At 39.8% G+C, this 16,029-nt stretch carries 7 protein-coding genes; 5 read left to right on the top strand and 2 right to left on the bottom strand.

Going from position 1 to position 16,029, the window contains the following annotated elements:
* Window position 1 precedes the first annotated feature (1 nt).
* The 4 genes from AC1MPL_RS09860 (at window position 2) to AC1MPL_RS09845 (ending at window position 2,065) form a co-directional block, all read left to right on the top strand.
* On the top strand, window positions 2–811 hold the full coding sequence (locus AC1MPL_RS09860; protein ID WP_479765721.1) for a tail fiber domain-containing protein: 810 nt from the start codon (window positions 2–4) through the stop codon (window positions 809–811).
* Window positions 812–883: 72 nt separating this feature from the next.
* Window positions 884–1,180, top strand: a complete 297-nt coding sequence (locus AC1MPL_RS09855; protein WP_479765719.1) for a hypothetical protein — start codon at window positions 884–886, stop codon at window positions 1,178–1,180.
* The gene (locus AC1MPL_RS09850; protein ID WP_479765717.1) at window positions 1,170–1,682 is read left to right on the top strand and encodes a glycoside hydrolase family protein; all 513 of its coding nucleotides are present in this window, start codon (window positions 1,170–1,172) and stop codon (window positions 1,680–1,682) included. The genes AC1MPL_RS09855 and AC1MPL_RS09850 overlap by 11 nt, the downstream gene beginning before the upstream one ends.
* Before the next feature lie 77 nt (window positions 1,683–1,759).
* Window positions 1,760–2,065, top strand: coding sequence for a hypothetical protein (locus tag AC1MPL_RS09845; protein WP_479765715.1), 306 nt, complete (start codon window positions 1,760–1,762; stop codon window positions 2,063–2,065).
* Window positions 2,066–2,205: 140 nt separating this feature from the next.
* On the opposite strand, the gene AC1MPL_RS09840 is transcribed toward AC1MPL_RS09845, so the two are convergent.
* The gene (locus tag AC1MPL_RS09840) at window positions 2,206–2,871 is read right to left on the bottom strand and encodes a hypothetical protein (RefSeq protein ID WP_479765714.1); all 666 of its coding nucleotides are present in this window, start codon (window positions 2,869–2,871) and stop codon (window positions 2,206–2,208) included.
* On the bottom strand, window positions 2,871–4,076 hold the full coding sequence (locus AC1MPL_RS09835) for a tyrosine-type recombinase/integrase (protein ID WP_479765712.1): 1,206 nt from the start codon (window positions 4,074–4,076) through the stop codon (window positions 2,871–2,873). The genes AC1MPL_RS09840 and AC1MPL_RS09835 overlap by 1 nt, the downstream gene beginning before the upstream one ends.
* 768 nt (window positions 4,077–4,844) lie before the next feature.
* On the opposite strand from AC1MPL_RS09835, the gene AC1MPL_RS09830 reads away from it, so the two are divergent.
* A complete protein-coding gene (locus AC1MPL_RS09830; protein WP_479765710.1) occupies window positions 4,845–15,620 on the top strand; it encodes a BapA/Bap/LapF family large adhesin in 10,776 nt (3,591 codons plus the stop codon).
* The last annotated feature ends 409 nt before the right edge of the window (window positions 15,621–16,029 follow it).

Genomic DNA, 16,029 nt, shown 5'->3' with positions numbered 1-16,029 from the left:
AATGGGATACAAGATAATCAAGATTGGCTCAATTAATAATATTGATAAAGCATACATGCATGGTTACTACAATATTAGTGGGTCATCATACGGAGTCCCAAATGGCTCTGAAACTACAGTACATACAGTAAATGTTGGTTCAAATACAACAGCACAAATAGCTTTTCAATATCAAAATTCTGTTTATGCTGGACGTTGCTATTTCAGAGTTGGTGCTGTTCCACAAATATCAGACGGCACACCTAGTAGCAATTGGCAGTCATGGATTGAATTACATGGAGTGGGGAAGCCTTATTCAGCAAATATTGTATTTGACAAGACAGCGACTAGAAATATCGGATCATCATCGAATACAGTAAATAATCTATATATGCAGAATGCAGTTACAGTTGTATCTGATGAAAACTATAAAACAGAGATACAAGATATCCCTGATAACGTTTTAGATGCATGGTCTAAGGTTAACTTTCAAATGTATAAGCTCAATGCTGCAGTACAAGAAAAAGGGGGGGATGCTCGATTTCATTTTGGTGTAATTGCCCAAAGAATTAAAGATGCATTCGATAGTGCCGGTCTAGATTTTAATGAATATGGATTATTGACCTATGACAAATGGGATGCGATTCAAGAAGTTAAGTATCAAGAGGCTACTTACGATAATAAAGGCAATGAATTGACTCCTGAGGTACAAGAAGTTGAACCCAGAGAGGCAGGTGAGGTCTATATGGTTCGTTATGACGAATGTATGGTTCTAGAAATGGCCTATCAACGTAAACGCCTTGCAGATATAGAGGCAAAACTTAAATCATAAATAAGATTATAAAAAATGACCCGCTAATTAGGCGGGTTTTTTATTACTAAAAATCATAAAACAGAGGGAAAAATGTCGGACCAACAACCACTTGTCGATGTAGCAAGTTCAGTTATTGCTAGTAAATCAACAACACTCACAAGCTCAGCAACTACGGTTGGCTCTGGCTTTATCGCACTTATTTCACAACATGACTGGATAACCATAATCACTACATGCACGACAGTAGGTGGTTTTTGTATCGCGGTTATTAGTGTTTGGTCAAATTGGAGATTTAAAAAACGTGAAGAGCTAAGAGCTGAAGAACGCCACAAACTTGAAATACAAAAGCTACTCAAAGAGTCGAAGGAATTAGATGATGGGAAATAAGCATAAGATTATTATAGGTTTACTCACCGCATCAAGCGCACTGTTTTACGGTGTACGAACAGATGAAGGGTTCACCTCCAAACCTGTTCGTCCAACTCAGGGAGATGTACCTACTATTGGTCATGGCACTACGGTTTACCCAAATGGTAAGTCTGTCACGATGCATGACAAGCCCATCTCAAGACAAACTGCTGACTACTACTTAAAAGACCATATCTCAAAAGTAGAGAAGCAGTTTAAGCACTCCATTCCGAATGTAAAACTCGCTCAAAGTGAATATGACGCTTACATCGATTTCGTATACCAATTTGGCATGGGCACTTTCAATCAATCTTCAATGAGAACCAACTTACTTCAAGGTAACTACGTCCAAGCCTGTAAATCACTTCTGAAATATAAATACGTGGCAGGGCGTGATTGTTCAATCCGATCCAACAACTGCTATGGCGTGTATGTACGTCAAAACAACCGTTATGAGAAATGCATGGAGTCAAACCAATGACCTATCTATTACTGGTCCTAAAGTACTGGCGAGAGTGCTTCATTGCATTACTCGCTTTTTTAATCCTGTGCTTACTTATGATCTTGAACCATAAAGATGAAGTGATCGAAAAACAGAAGCAAGAGCATATTGCTTATATACAGGAACAAAAACAAAAATATTTAGAAGCTGCTCAACAACAGCAAATTGAAATGAACAAGGTGAGTGCAGACTATGAAAAACTTAAAACTGAGCAAGCAACTAAAGTTGAATACGTCACTAGGACAATCAATAAATACATTGATCGTCCTGTCTATCGTAATGTGTGTATCGATGATGATGGTCGGGTGCAGCTCAATGACCTCATCAAATCAAGTCAAACCACCAGTACAGATACCAAGTAACCTTTTACAGCCTTGTCCTGATCTTCAAACATTAGATGAAAATACAGGTAAGGCATGGATTCTTTGGTCGGTGGATACGGTGAAGAAGTATAATGAGTGTAAAGATAGGCATGATGCACTTATTAGGTTATAGATTAAATTCACTTTTTAGTAATATACAAGTTTGCCAAAGGAACTAGTTCTTTAAAAAACACATCTTCTAGCTTCTTAAGGTCATTAAAAAAATTCACAATCAATGGAATAGAATCATTTATATCCATTTTTTTATTAAAATGTAACATTACTAATTCCAAAGATTTATTTAGCTTACTTGTTTCTTGAATAATTATTCTTGGTATATCTGTATTGGAAATAATATTTGAGAAAAATGATGCGTTGTGCTGCAACACATCTATTTTTTTAATTATATTATGTATTTCTTTTAAATATATTTCACATGTTTCTATGGAATCATGCTGAGGTGTTTCTAATGATTTCTCAGCTTTCGTAATTATTTTATCTAAACTGTGTATATCATAAGATATGGATTTTATTGATTCAAGGATTTCTAAAGCAAACCTTGAATACATATTAGTATTGTGTTGTTCCTTCCAATCATTAAATAAATATGCAGCTATAATACTAGCACTTATAGTTGCTATTGCTGAAAAAAATGACAGAGTATTAGATGTAACATCCTTAATATCTGGTGGATTGGAGGCACTTCCAGTAAACAAATAATATTTCAAGAATAAGAAAAATACGAAAGTTAATATAATGCCGCTACATACAATCCAAAATAGAAATACATTTAATTCTTTTTTCATCACTTCCACCCATCAACCATATCAGCCCAATCCTGTAGCATCTTGCGTCTATCCTCTAAATATTGAGCATGGTTGTATGATGCTCTTGTTTTGTTTTCTTCAGCATGTGCCAACTGTTTTTCTATCCAATCCTGACTATAGCCTTTTTCGTTTAACATAGTTGATGCAGTTGCACGGAAGTCGTGAGCAGTAACTTCACTTAACCCAATATAATCTAGCATTCGATTTAATGTTGTAGCAGATAGCATTCCTGTTTTATAGACAGAAGGAAATACATACTCTTGGCCACCTGTAATTTTTAATTGCTCTTTTAGAATGTCTTCAATTTGTTTTGAGAACGGTACAAGATGCAGTCGATTTTTTTTAGTTGTTCGTTCACTTGGATTTCTTTTTGATGAAATTGGAAAGGTAATTACACGTTGCTCAAAATCAACAAAAGACCATTTCATACGTCTAATCTCAATTGTTCTAAGCATTGAGTAGAGTAGACATAATCCTGCATTTTTAACAGTTGTTGAGCCTTTATAGCTATCTAGGTTGCTTCTTAGTTTTGACATCTCAGAGCGATCTATTGGTTTTGCATGCTCTACATCGGGTCTAGTAACATAATCTTTAACGGCATAAGTTGGGTCGTATTCAGCTCGCAGCGTAACAATCGCATATCTCATTACAAGACCAATAAACTTACGGTTTTGGATAGCGGTCACTTCCCCTGAACCATAATTGGTTTGTGAGCGCACTCTTTTTAAAGTATTCTCCATAATCTTCAGAACATCAGCAGATGTTACTTTTGAAATATCTTTTGTGCCAATGACTCTAAAGACATCTTTTTCCATTGCACTATCAAATTGATTAATATAGCCAACGGATCGGTTTGCTAGTTTCTTTTCTTTATACTCTTGAGCAATATCTTTAAATGTTGTTGACGAGGATTCTTTTTGCTTTGCCTTTTTCTTTTCGTCAGATGGGTTGAGTCCCTGTGATAGTTTTACCTGTTCAGCCTGTTTTAATCGTCTTGCTTCAAGTAGTGAAATAACTGGGTATTCACCAAGACTAATAGATCCTTCTTTTCCATTTAGTACATACTTGAAACGCCATATCTTTTTGCCACTAGGGCGAACTTCTATATAAAGACGCTCAGCATCAAGGATGCGGTATACCTTATCTTTAGGTTTTAATGTCTTTATTTTTGCATCTGAAAGCATACGGGTAACTTGTACTATTTTTTAAGATTACCCGTTAGAGTACCCGTTTTTTTGTCAGATTAAAACAAACTATATAAAACTAACAAACACTAATAGTATTACTATATATGGACTTTGATGGAATTAATCAAACTAATTAGCACTATATAAAACTAAAATACTTCTTTTCAATCATTAGAAGCATATTAATGGTAACCTTTTGAAAATTAAAGTTTATTTACTTTATGTGTGATTGGTACAGATATAGTACTCAATACGAAAAAGTGCTAACCACAGAAATAAAAAACCATTGGTTAAGTGGTTAATATATCAGATTTTTTGCTTTCTTCTAGTTTTGATTTATTTATAATTTTGTTTTTTAAATGAAATATATTTTATCGTGTGAAAGTTAATAACTTAATTAATATATTTTATATATTAATTTTGACATATTATTTTGTTTTTTGGTATGTAAGTTTTTAATATTTAATATTTAATATTTAATATTTAATATTTAATATTGAGAAGTTTATTTATAATCTTTTAATAGGAAATACTTTAATTTAAAAAATATTTTAATTGCATATTTGTAAATTCTATTTATAAAAATTTAAAAAGATATTAATTTACAGGAACTTATTTATTTTTATCTTAAGTGTGATATATATTTTTTAGTTGATTTTTTTTACTATTTTCGTATTCTTGTATTTATATAAAACTAATCAAACTAAAGAATGTGTTTAGGTTCTTTAAGTTATAAAAAATAAACTTCATAAAAGCGAGATTATAATGACGAATGTGCAAGTTGTATCTAAAACAAGTCATAAAGTTTTAGAAGATGTAAATAGTAATAATATTAATATAAATGAAAATTCAGTTGTCAAAGTTAATGTGAAATATGAGGATGTTGCAAATATTTCTCGTACTGATAACTCTTTAGTTATTACATTGAAAAATGGTGAAAAAATAACAGTAGATAATTTCTATACATCATCTTATCCAGATAATAGCCTTGTTTTTATAGATAATAATCATAATTTTTTGATAATTGATCATAGTGCACAAGGTGTTGTGAATTATGAGCCAATAAGCTCTATTGAAGGACTTTTATATGATTCAGGGGCAGCTGGGGTATTAGGTGGGGCTGGAGTTTCAATACCTTTAGCACTAGGTGGAGGGGCATTGCTTGCTGGAGGTATTATTGCTGCTAGTACACATGACAATAAAAATAGTGATTCTGAAAAGATATCAGCAAGCACACCAACAGTTAAAGCAAATGCTAATGGTACGATTACAGTTGAGGGAACCACATCTGCAGGTAGTACAGTAACGGTAACTTATCCTGATGGTAGTAAAGGGACAGTAACAGCTAATAGTAATGGTAGCTATAGTTTGACATCTACGACGCCTCAGCATTCTGGAAGTGTAAGTGTAACTGCAACAGATACAGCAGGAAATACGTCAGGTGTTGTGAGTAGTACTTATAAAGATACTACTGCGCCAGAAAATCCAACAGATACAGCCGTACAAGCAAATAGTAATGGTACATTAACAGTAACAGGTAAAGCGGAAGCTGGTAGTACGGTTACAGTGACGTATCCTGATGGTACGAGCAGTAAAGTAACAGCAGATAGCAATGGCAACTATAGTGCGACTTCAAGCACCCCACAAACCTCAGGAAAAGTAGATGTTACAGCAACAGATGCAGCAGGAAATACGTCAGGGCAAACAACGACAGATTATAAAGATACTACTGCACCAGAAAATCCAACAGATACAGCCGTACAAGCAAATAGTAATGGTACATTAACAGTAACAGGTAAAGCGGAAGCTGGTAGCACGGTTACAGTGACGTATCCTGATGGTACGAGCAGTAAAGTAACAGCAGATAGCAATGGCAACTATAGTGCGACTTCAAGCACCCCACAAACCTCAGGAAAAGTAGGTGTTACAGCAACAGATGCAGCAGGAAATACGTCAGGGCAAACAACGACAGATTATAAAGACACCACTGCACCAAGTAATCCAACAGATACGAATGCCCAAGCCAATAATGACGGCACACTCACAGTAACAGGTAAAGCTGAGGCTGGTAGCACGGTTACCGTGACGTATCCAGATGGCAGTACAAGTAAAGTAACAGCAGATAGTAATGGTAACTATAGTGTGACTTCAAGCACCCCACAAACCTCAGGAAAAGTGGGTGTTACAGCAACAGATGCAGCAGGAAATACGTCAGGGCAAGCAACGATAGATTATCAGGACACTACAGCGCCATTAAACCCAAGCCAAACACATATTGATGCCAACAATGGTGTGCTAACAGTGACAGGTAAGGCGGAAGCTGGCAGTACCGTTACAGTGACGTACCCTGATGGTACAAGCAGTAAAGTGACGGCAGATAGTAATGGGAACTACAGTGCGACTTCTGCAACGGCACAGCAAGTAGGTACGGTCAAAGTAACTGCGACAGATGCAGCAGGAAACACATCAGGTGTTACAGGCAGTGAATATACGACAAGCACTACCGCACCATCGAATCCAACTGTAAGTACGCAAGCCAATAGTGATGGTACATTAACAGTGACAGGTAAAGCGGATGCAGGCACGACTGTTACGGTGACTTATCCAGATGGTAGTACAAGTAAAGTTGCTGCAGATAGCAATGGCAACTACAGTGCAACATCACAGACACCACAAACCAGTGGTACAGTCAGCAGCACCTCAACCAATGGCATGGGGATTACTTCAGGTGTAACGAACAGTGCTTATAAAGACACCACTGCACCAAGTAATCCAACAGATACGAATGCCCAAGCCAATAATGACGGCACACTCACAGTAACAGGTAAAGCTGAGGCTGGTAGCACGGTTACCGTGACGTATCCAGATGGCAGTACAAGTAAAGTGACTGCAGATAGCAATGGTAACTATAGTGTGACTTCAAGCACCCCACAGACCTCAGGAAAAGTGGGTGTTACAGCAACAGATGCAGCAGGAAATACGTCAGGGCAAGCAACGACAGATTATCAGGACACTACAGCGCCATTAAACCCAAGCCAAACACATATTGATGCCAACAATGGTGTGCTAACAGTGACAGGTAAGGCGGAAGCTGGCAGTACCGTTACAGTGACGTACCCTGATGGTACAAGCAGTAAAGTGACGGCAGATAGTAATGGGAACTACAGTGCGACTTCTGCAACGGCACAGCAAGTAGGTACGGTCAAAGTAACTGCGACAGATGCAGCAGGAAACACATCAGGTGTTACAGGCAGTGAATATACGACAAGCACTACCGCACCATCGAATCCAACTGTAAGTACGCAAGCCAATAGTGATGGTACATTAACAGTGACAGGTAAGGCAGATGCAGGTACGACTGTAACAGTAACCTATCCTGATGGCAGTACGAGTAAAGTTGCTGCAGATAGCAATGGCAACTATAGTGCAACATCACAGACACCACAAACCAGTGGTACAGTCAGCAGCACCTCAACCAATGGCATGGGGATTACTTCAGGTGTAACGAACAGTGCTTATAAAGACACCACTGCACCAAGTAATCCAACCGATACGAATGCCCAAGCCAATAATGACGGCACACTCACAGTAACAGGTAAAGCTGAGGCTGGTAGCACGGTTACCGTGACGTATCCAGATGGCAGTACAAGTAAAGTAACAGCAGATAGTAATGGTAACTATAGTGCGACTTCAAGCACCCCACAAACCTCAGGAAAAGTGGGTGTTACAGCAACAGATGCAGCAGGAAATACGTCAGGGCAAGCAACGACAGATTATCAGGACACTACAGCACCATTAAACCCAAGCCAAACACATATTGATGCCAACAATGGTGTGCTAACAGTGACAGGTAAGGCGGAAGCTGGTAGTACCGTTACCGTGACGTACCCTGATGGTACAAGCAGTAAAGTGACGGCAGATAGTAATGGGAACTACAGTGCGACTTCTGCAACGGCACAGCAAGCAGGTACGGTCAAAGTAACTGCGACAGATGCAGCAGGAAATACATCAGGTGTTACAGGCAGTGAATATACGACAAGCACTACTGCACCATCGAATCCAACCGATACAGCGGTACAAGCCAATAGTGATGGTACATTAACAGTGACAGGTAAAGCGGATGCAGGCACGACTGTTACGGTGACTTATCCAGATGGCAGTACAAGTAAAGTTGCTGCAGATAGCAATGGCAACTACAGTGCAACATCACAGACACCACAAACCAGTGGTACAGTCAGCAGTACCTCAACCAATGGCATGGGGATTACTTCAGGTGTAACGAATAGTGCATACACGGATACCACTGCACCAAGTAATCCAACAGATACGAATGCCCAAGCCAATAATGACGGCACACTCACAGTAACAGGTAAAGCTGAGGCTGGTAGCACGGTTACCGTGATGTATCCAGATGGCAGTACAAGTAAAGTAACTGCAGATAGTAATGGCAAGTATAGTGCGACTTCAAGTACCCCACAAACTTCAGGAAAAGTGGGTGTTACAGCAACAGATGCAGCAGGAAATACGTCAGGGAAAGCAACGACAGATTATCAGGACACTACAGCACCATTAAACCCAAGCCAAACACATATTGATGCCAACAATGGTGTGCTAACAGTGACAGGTAAGGCGGAAGCTGGTAGTACCGTTACAGTGACGTACCCTGATGGTACAAGCAGTAAAGTGACAGCAGATAGTAATGGGAACTACAGTGCGACTTCTGCAACGGCACAGCAAGCAGGTACGGTCAAAGTAACTGCGACAGATGCAGCAGGAAATACATCAGGTGTTACAGGCAGTGAATATACGACAAGCACTACTGCACCATCGAATCCAACCGATACAGCGGTACAAGCCAATAGTGATGGTACATTAACAGTGACAGGTAAAGCGGATGCAGGCACGACTGTTACGGTGACTTATCCAGATGGCAGTACAAGTAAAGTTGCTGCAGATAGCAATGGCAACTACAGTGCAACATCACAGACACCACAAACCAGTGGTACAGTCAGCAGTACCTCAACCAATGGCATGGGGATTACTTCAGGTGTAACGAATAGTGCATACACGGATACCACTGCACCAAGTAATCCAACAGATACGAATGCCCAAGCCAATAATGACGGCACACTCACAGTAACAGGTAAAGCTGAGGCTGGTAGCACGGTTACCGTGACGTATCCAGATGGCAGTACAAGTAAAGTAACTGCAGATAGTAATGGCAAGTATAGTGCGACTTCAAGTACCCCACAAACTTCAGGAAAAGTGGGTGTTACAGCAACAGATGCAGCTGGAAATACGTCAGGGAAAGCAACGACAGATTATCAGGACACTACAGCGCCATTAAACCCAAGCCAAACACATATTGATGCCAACAATGGTGTGCTAACAGTGACAGGTAAGGCGGAAGCTGGTAGTACCGTTACAGTGACGTACCCTGATGGTACAAGCAGTAAAGTGACGGCAGATAGTAATGGGAACTACAGTGCGACTTCTGCAACGGCACAGCAAGCAGGTACGGTCAAAGTAACTGCGACAGATGCAGCAGGAAACACATCAGGTGTTACAGGCAGTGAATATACGACAAGCACTACCGCACCATCGAATCCAACCGATACAGCGGTACAAGCCAATAGTGATGGTACATTAACAGTGACAGGTAAAGCGGATGCAGGCACGACTGTTACGGTGACTTATCCAGATGGCAGTACAAGTAAAGTTGCTGCAGATAGCAATGGCAACTACAGTGCAACATCACAGACACCACAAACCAGTGGTACAGTCAGCAGTACCTCAACCAATGGCATGGGGATTACTTCAGGTGTAACGAACAGTGCTTATAAAGATACCACTGCACCAAGTAATCCAACAGATACGAATGCCCAAGCCAATAATGACGGCACACTCACAGTAACAGGTAAAGCCGAAGCTGGTAGCACGGTTACCGTGACGTATCCAGATGGCAGTACAAGTAAAGTAACAGCAGATAGTAATGGTAACTATAGTGCGACTTCAAGCACCCCACAGACCTCAGGAAAAGTGGGTGTTACAGCAACAGATGCAGCAGGAAATACGTCAGGGAAAGCAACGACAGATTATCAGGACACTACAGCACCATTAAACCCAAGCCAAACACATATTGATGCCAACAATGGTGTGCTAACAGTGACAGGTAAGGCGGAAGCTGGTAGTACCGTTACCGTGACGTACCCTGATGGTACAAGCAGTAAAGTGACAGCAGATAGTAATGGGAACTACAGTGCGACTTCTGCAACGGCACAGCAAGCAGGTACGGTCAAAGTAACTGCGACAGATGCAGCAGGAAATACATCAGGTGTTACAGGCAGTGAATATACGACAAGCACTACTGCACCATCGAATCCAACCGATACAGCGGTACAAGCCAATAGTGATGGTACATTAACAGTGACAGGTAAAGCGGATGCAGGCACGACTGTTACGGTGACTTATCCAGATGGTAGTACAAGTAAAGTTGCTGCAGATAGCAATGGCAACTACAGTGCAACATCACAGACACCACAAACCAGTGGTACAGTCAGCAGTACCTCAACCAATGGCATGGGGATTACTTCAGGTGTAACGAATAGTGCATACACGGATACCACTGCACCAAGTAATCCAACAAGTACCTATACTCAAGCAAATAACAATGGGACAGTAACAGTAACAGGTAAAGCTGAAGCTGGTAGCACGGTTACTGTGACGTATCCAGATGGCACGACTACAAAAACCGTTGCAGATAGTAATGGGAATTATAGTTCAACTTCTAATACACCACAGACATCTGGTAATGTGAAAATTACAGCAACAGATGCAGCAGGAAATACGTCAGGACAGACGACATCTTATTATAATGATGTAACAGCACCATCAAGTCCAACAGGCGTTATTCATGTTAATGATAATGGTACCTTAACAATTACTGGGCAAACAAATGCAGGTAGTACAGTAACAGTAACTTATCCTGATGGTAGTAAAGGGACGGTGACCGCTGGAAGTGATGGTAGCTATAGTGCCACTTCAAGTACACAACAAACGTCTGGTAATGTTTCAATTACAGCATCTAACTCCGTTGGAAATACATCAGGTGCAACGAATCTATCGTATCAAGATACAACAGCGCCAACTAACCCAACGGTAAATGCGCAAGCAAATACAGATGGTACATTAACAGTTACAGGTAAGGCTGAAGCTGGTAGTACAGTTACAGTGACGTATCCAGATAATACAAGCAGTAAGGTTGTAGCTGATAGTAACGGGAACTATAGTGTTACTTCAAGCACACCACAAACGACTGGAACTATTACTGCGACAGCAACAGATGCAGCAGGAAACACTTCTAGTCAATCTACAGTAGATTACAAGGATACAACAGCGCCAACTAACCCAACGGTAAATGCGCAAGCAAATACAGATGGTACATTAACAGTTACAGGTAAGGCTGAAGCTGGTAGTACGGTTACAGTTACATATCCTGATGGTAGCAAGGGAACAGCAACAGCTGGAAATGATGGCAGTTATAGTGTGACCTCTACTACACCACAAACGACAGGAACTGTTACTGCGACAGCAACAGATGCGGCAGGCAATACGTCAGGGCAAGCAACGACAGATTATAAAGATACTACAGCACCAGAAAATCCAAGCCAAACACATATTGATGCCAACAATGGTGTGTTAACAGTGACAGGTAAGGCTGAAGCTGGCAGTACCGTTACAGTGACGTACCCTGATGGTACAAGCAGTAAAGTGACGGCAGATAGTAATGGGAACTACAGTGCGACTTCTGCAACGGCACAGCAAGCGGGTACGGTAAAAATAACAGCGACAGATGCAGCAGGAAATACATCAGGTGTCACAGACAGTGAATATACGACAAGTACTACCGCACCATCGAATCCAACAGTAAGTACGCAAGCCAATAGTGATGGTACTGTTACTGTTACAGGTAAAGCAGATGCAGGCACGACTGTTACGGTGACTTACCCAGATGGTACTACAAGTAAAGTTGGTGTTGATAGTAATGGTAATTATACTGCGACATCACAAACACCTCAAACAAGCGGAACTGTTAGTAGTATCTCAACTAATGGTATGGGGGTTGCTTCAGGTGTAACGAATAGTAATTATACTGATACAACAGCACCATCGAATCCAACTGATACATCTGCGCAAGCCAATAGCAATGGTACCTTGACAGTGACAGGTAAAGCTGAGGCTGGTAGTACGGTTACAGTGACATATCCGGATGGTAGTAAGGGAACAGCAACAGCTGGAAGCGATGGCAGTTATAGTGTGACTTCAAGCACCCCACAAACCTCAGGAAAAGTGGGTGTTACAGCAACAGATGCAGCAGGTAATACCTCTAGTCAATCTACTGTAGATTACAAGGATACAACAGCACCAGTAAATCCAACTGATACATCTGCGCAAGGTAATACGAATGGTACGGTGACGGTAACGGGTAAAGCTGAGGCTGGTAGTACCGTAACGGTAACTTATCCGGATGGTAGTAAGGGAACAGCAACAGCTGGAAGTGATGGCAGTTATAGTGTGACTTCTACCACACCACAAACCTCTGGAAAAGTTAGCGTAACAGCAACAGATGCAGCGGGTAATACTTCTGGACAAGCAACGACAGATTATAAAGATATTACAGCACCAACAGCACCAACAGCTACAACACAGTCACATGATAATGGCTTGCTCACTGTTACAGGTAAGGCCGAGGCTGGCAGTACGGTTACAGTGACATATCCGGACGGTACTAAGGGCACAACAACAGCTGGAAGTGATGGTAGTTATAGTGTAACTTCTACTACGCCACAAACGACAGGAACAGTTACTGCGACAGCAACAGATGCAGCAGGTAACACTTCAGATAAGTCAACTTTAAATTATACAGATACAACTGCTCCATTCACGCCTAACAGTACAGCTGTACAAGCCAATAGTGATGGTACTGTTACTGTAACAGGTAAGGCTGAGGCTGGAAGTACGGTTACAGTGACATATCCGGACGGTACTAAGGGCACAACAACAGCTGGAAGTGATGGTAGTTATAGTGTGACCTCTACTACACCACAAACGACAGGAACTGTTACTGCGACAGCAACAGATGCAGCAGGTAATACCTCTGGTCAATCTACAGTGGCGTATAAAGATACAACAGCACCTGTTGCACCAAGTGATGTTTCTGCAAAAGCTAATGATGATGGTACTGTTACTGTAACAGGTAAGGCCGAGGCTGGCAGTACGGTTACAGTGACATATCCTGATGGAACAAAAGGAACAGCAACCGCAAGTAGCGATGGCTCATACACTATAACTTCTGCCAATAAACAATCTTCTGGTACTATTACTGCAACGGCAACAGATGCGGCGGGTAATACATCTGTATCTTCTGAACTTACCTATAATGCTTCTAGCTCAGGAAGTTCATCGGTAAATGTACAAGCAGCCGATAACAATGTTTCATTAAGTGCTACCGTGACTGGAAAGCAAGAAACCTCCTCTACGACTAAATCTGGGCAGTTAAAATCTTCTGTTCTAGGTATAACAAGTGGGGAAGATCCAACTTCTAGTTTCGTAATTCAGCCAAATCATGTTGCATCGGTGACTACCGTACTTCAAAGTAGTGGATTAAGTGTCTCTTTATTTTCAAATTATGTTGTTACTGTTCAAAAGTATGACTCTTCAACAGGTAGTTGGACTACAGTCTCGTCAAGTAATACCAATTCTTCTAGCATTAGTCTAACCCCAACAAATGGTAGCTTAACTGCAACGATTAATAATTTAAGTGCAGGAACTTACAGAGTTACATTAACAAGTTCGTCATTACTACAATTAAATGCATTGACGACCTATACTTTAACAACAAATATTTCAGAGATTAACTCTACAATTGTAGCGAGTGTGGCTGGAAATACATCTGGAAATGTACTAACAGATACGGATACTACAGCAGGTAAAGATACAGTTGATTCAAATACCGTTGTGAGTTCGGTAACATCAAACAATGGACAGACTACAAATACAGTTAATGTATCATCTAGTGGAGATACTGTTATTACAGGACAGTATGGCACATTAACAATCCATCAAGATGGTAGTTATAAGTATGTTTTAACTAATACAGCTGGTATAGGTAAAACGGATACCTTTACTTATACAATTTCGAATACAACAGGCTCATCATCTGCAAATTTGAATATTTCAATTAACGCTGGTACTTATAGTGCACAGCATTCGAATGCAGTTTCTGATGCGGTGGATGTAGCGGATACAACAGCATTTGCAAGCGCTACAAATGCTACTGTACAAACAGTAAAAGTTAGTAGTACAGCATCTACAAGTGGTAGCTCATATACCGATTCAAGTCAGACAATTACTGTTGGTACAGGTAAGCAGTGGTCAAATATTAGTCTAAACTTGACTTTAACAGATACAGATGCAACGAGATATGTAACAGATAAGGTAGTTATATCTCTTGTTAACTCATCTGGGCAGACAGTTTGGACGAGTGCGAGTACCACAGTTCAATCTGCATTGGCATTAGGAATTATTACAGGTGCAACAGCTACGCTCAGCTTATCAGGAGTATCTTTGGCTGCTGGTACATACAAAGTAGTCGTTGCAAATAGTGCATCTGCTTCTCTTGGACTTGGCAGTGTAGACTATACATTAACAACGGCTGTTTCAGCGACTGAAACAGATACCACTCATTTGTATACAACCTCTACAAGCGTTACAGGAAATATTTTAACGGGAGTAAATTCTTCAAGCGGAGTTGCCGATACAGTTGGATCTACATATACCAAAATGACTGTATATAGTGATACATCGAGTCATACAGCTTATACGTTGTATCAAGATGGAAATATTAAAGATAGCTCAGGTACAACCGTTTCTAACACATCTGTTTATTTAGAGGGCAAGTACGGAACACTAAGTATTGCTTCTGATGGAAGCTATACATATAAGTTAAATGCTGGCGTTGATATTTCTACAATTACAAGTAAAGAAGTATTTGATTATAAATTAACGGATATTGATGGAACGACATCTAGTTCGCAATTAACTATTAATCTTAAACTTGCAATCAATGGTAGTAGTAATCCTGATACAGTCACAAGTACGCCTTATGATGACACGCTTACTCTTGGTTCAGGAGCTGATACACTTGTGTACAAACTCCTAAACAGTTCAGATAGTACAGGTGGTAATGGTCATGATACTTGGACAGATTTCTCTGTAGGTACATCAGGTGATAAAGTCGATGTAACTTCGTTGTTGTCTAGTTCATCAACGTCTTATAGTACATCATCTTCAGATGCCAATTATATTGGTAACTATATTAAGACATCTGTTGTAACGAATTCTAGTGGTGGTAAAGATACTATTATTAGTATAGATAGAGATGGCAGTGGAACAAATTATCAGGCAACTGAACTTTTAACACTTAAAAATACCAATACATCTTTAGATGAGTTGTTGAAAAACCATCAACTTTTATATTAATTTAGGCGAAAAAAAGGGGAGAGCTTAGGCTCTCCTTTTTTATAATCATCTTATTTAAGCCAATTTAATAATTGGCTTATTTTTATTGCAGATTTGATAAGTAGATAAAGATACACTTTTTCTTTATTGCCTACTAAGTCTTTAAGTACGTCTAATTCATATAGGTCAGCTTGCAACCCATAGGTATAGTCATATTTTATATGAATATGCAAGAAGAAAAGGTTGGTGATTGTGATTGACTCGAATGGTCTATATTGGTTTAAAATTGCGTATCTACACTGTAATCATATTAAAAAATGAATCAGAAAATATAGCAAAAATTTCAATTTAAAATTATTTTTTGATGAGTTTCTATTACGTTATTCAGTAAATGCTAATAAATATTTGCTTAATAAAAGAGAGTCTTCTG

Source organism: Acinetobacter sp. N1-1 (assembly GCF_056711485.1).
Note: the sequence above shows the minus strand (reverse complement) of the source record. Positions and strands in the feature narration are given on the sequence as shown.

What these genes read in the sequence shown, in the direction of transcription:
- AC1MPL_RS09845 (WP_479765715.1), top strand. Translation starts at nt 1,760, where the DNA reads ATGATCTTGAACCATAAAGATGAAGTGATCGAAAAACAGAAGCAAGAG.
- AC1MPL_RS09840 (WP_479765714.1), bottom strand. Translation starts at nt 2,871, where the DNA reads ATGAAAAAAGAATTAAATGTATTTCTATTTTGGATTGTATGTAGCGGC.
- AC1MPL_RS09850 (WP_479765717.1), top strand. Translation starts at nt 1,170, where the DNA reads ATGGGAAATAAGCATAAGATTATTATAGGTTTACTCACCGCATCAAGC.
- AC1MPL_RS09855 (WP_479765719.1), top strand. Translation starts at nt 884, where the DNA reads ATGTCGGACCAACAACCACTTGTCGATGTAGCAAGTTCAGTTATTGCT.
- AC1MPL_RS09830 (WP_479765710.1), top strand. Translation starts at nt 4,845, where the DNA reads ATGACGAATGTGCAAGTTGTATCTAAAACAAGTCATAAAGTTTTAGAA.
- AC1MPL_RS09860 (WP_479765721.1), top strand. Translation starts at nt 2, where the DNA reads ATGGGATACAAGATAATCAAGATTGGCTCAATTAATAATATTGATAAA.
- AC1MPL_RS09835 (WP_479765712.1), bottom strand. Translation starts at nt 4,076, where the DNA reads ATGCTTTCAGATGCAAAAATAAAGACATTAAAACCTAAAGATAAGGTA.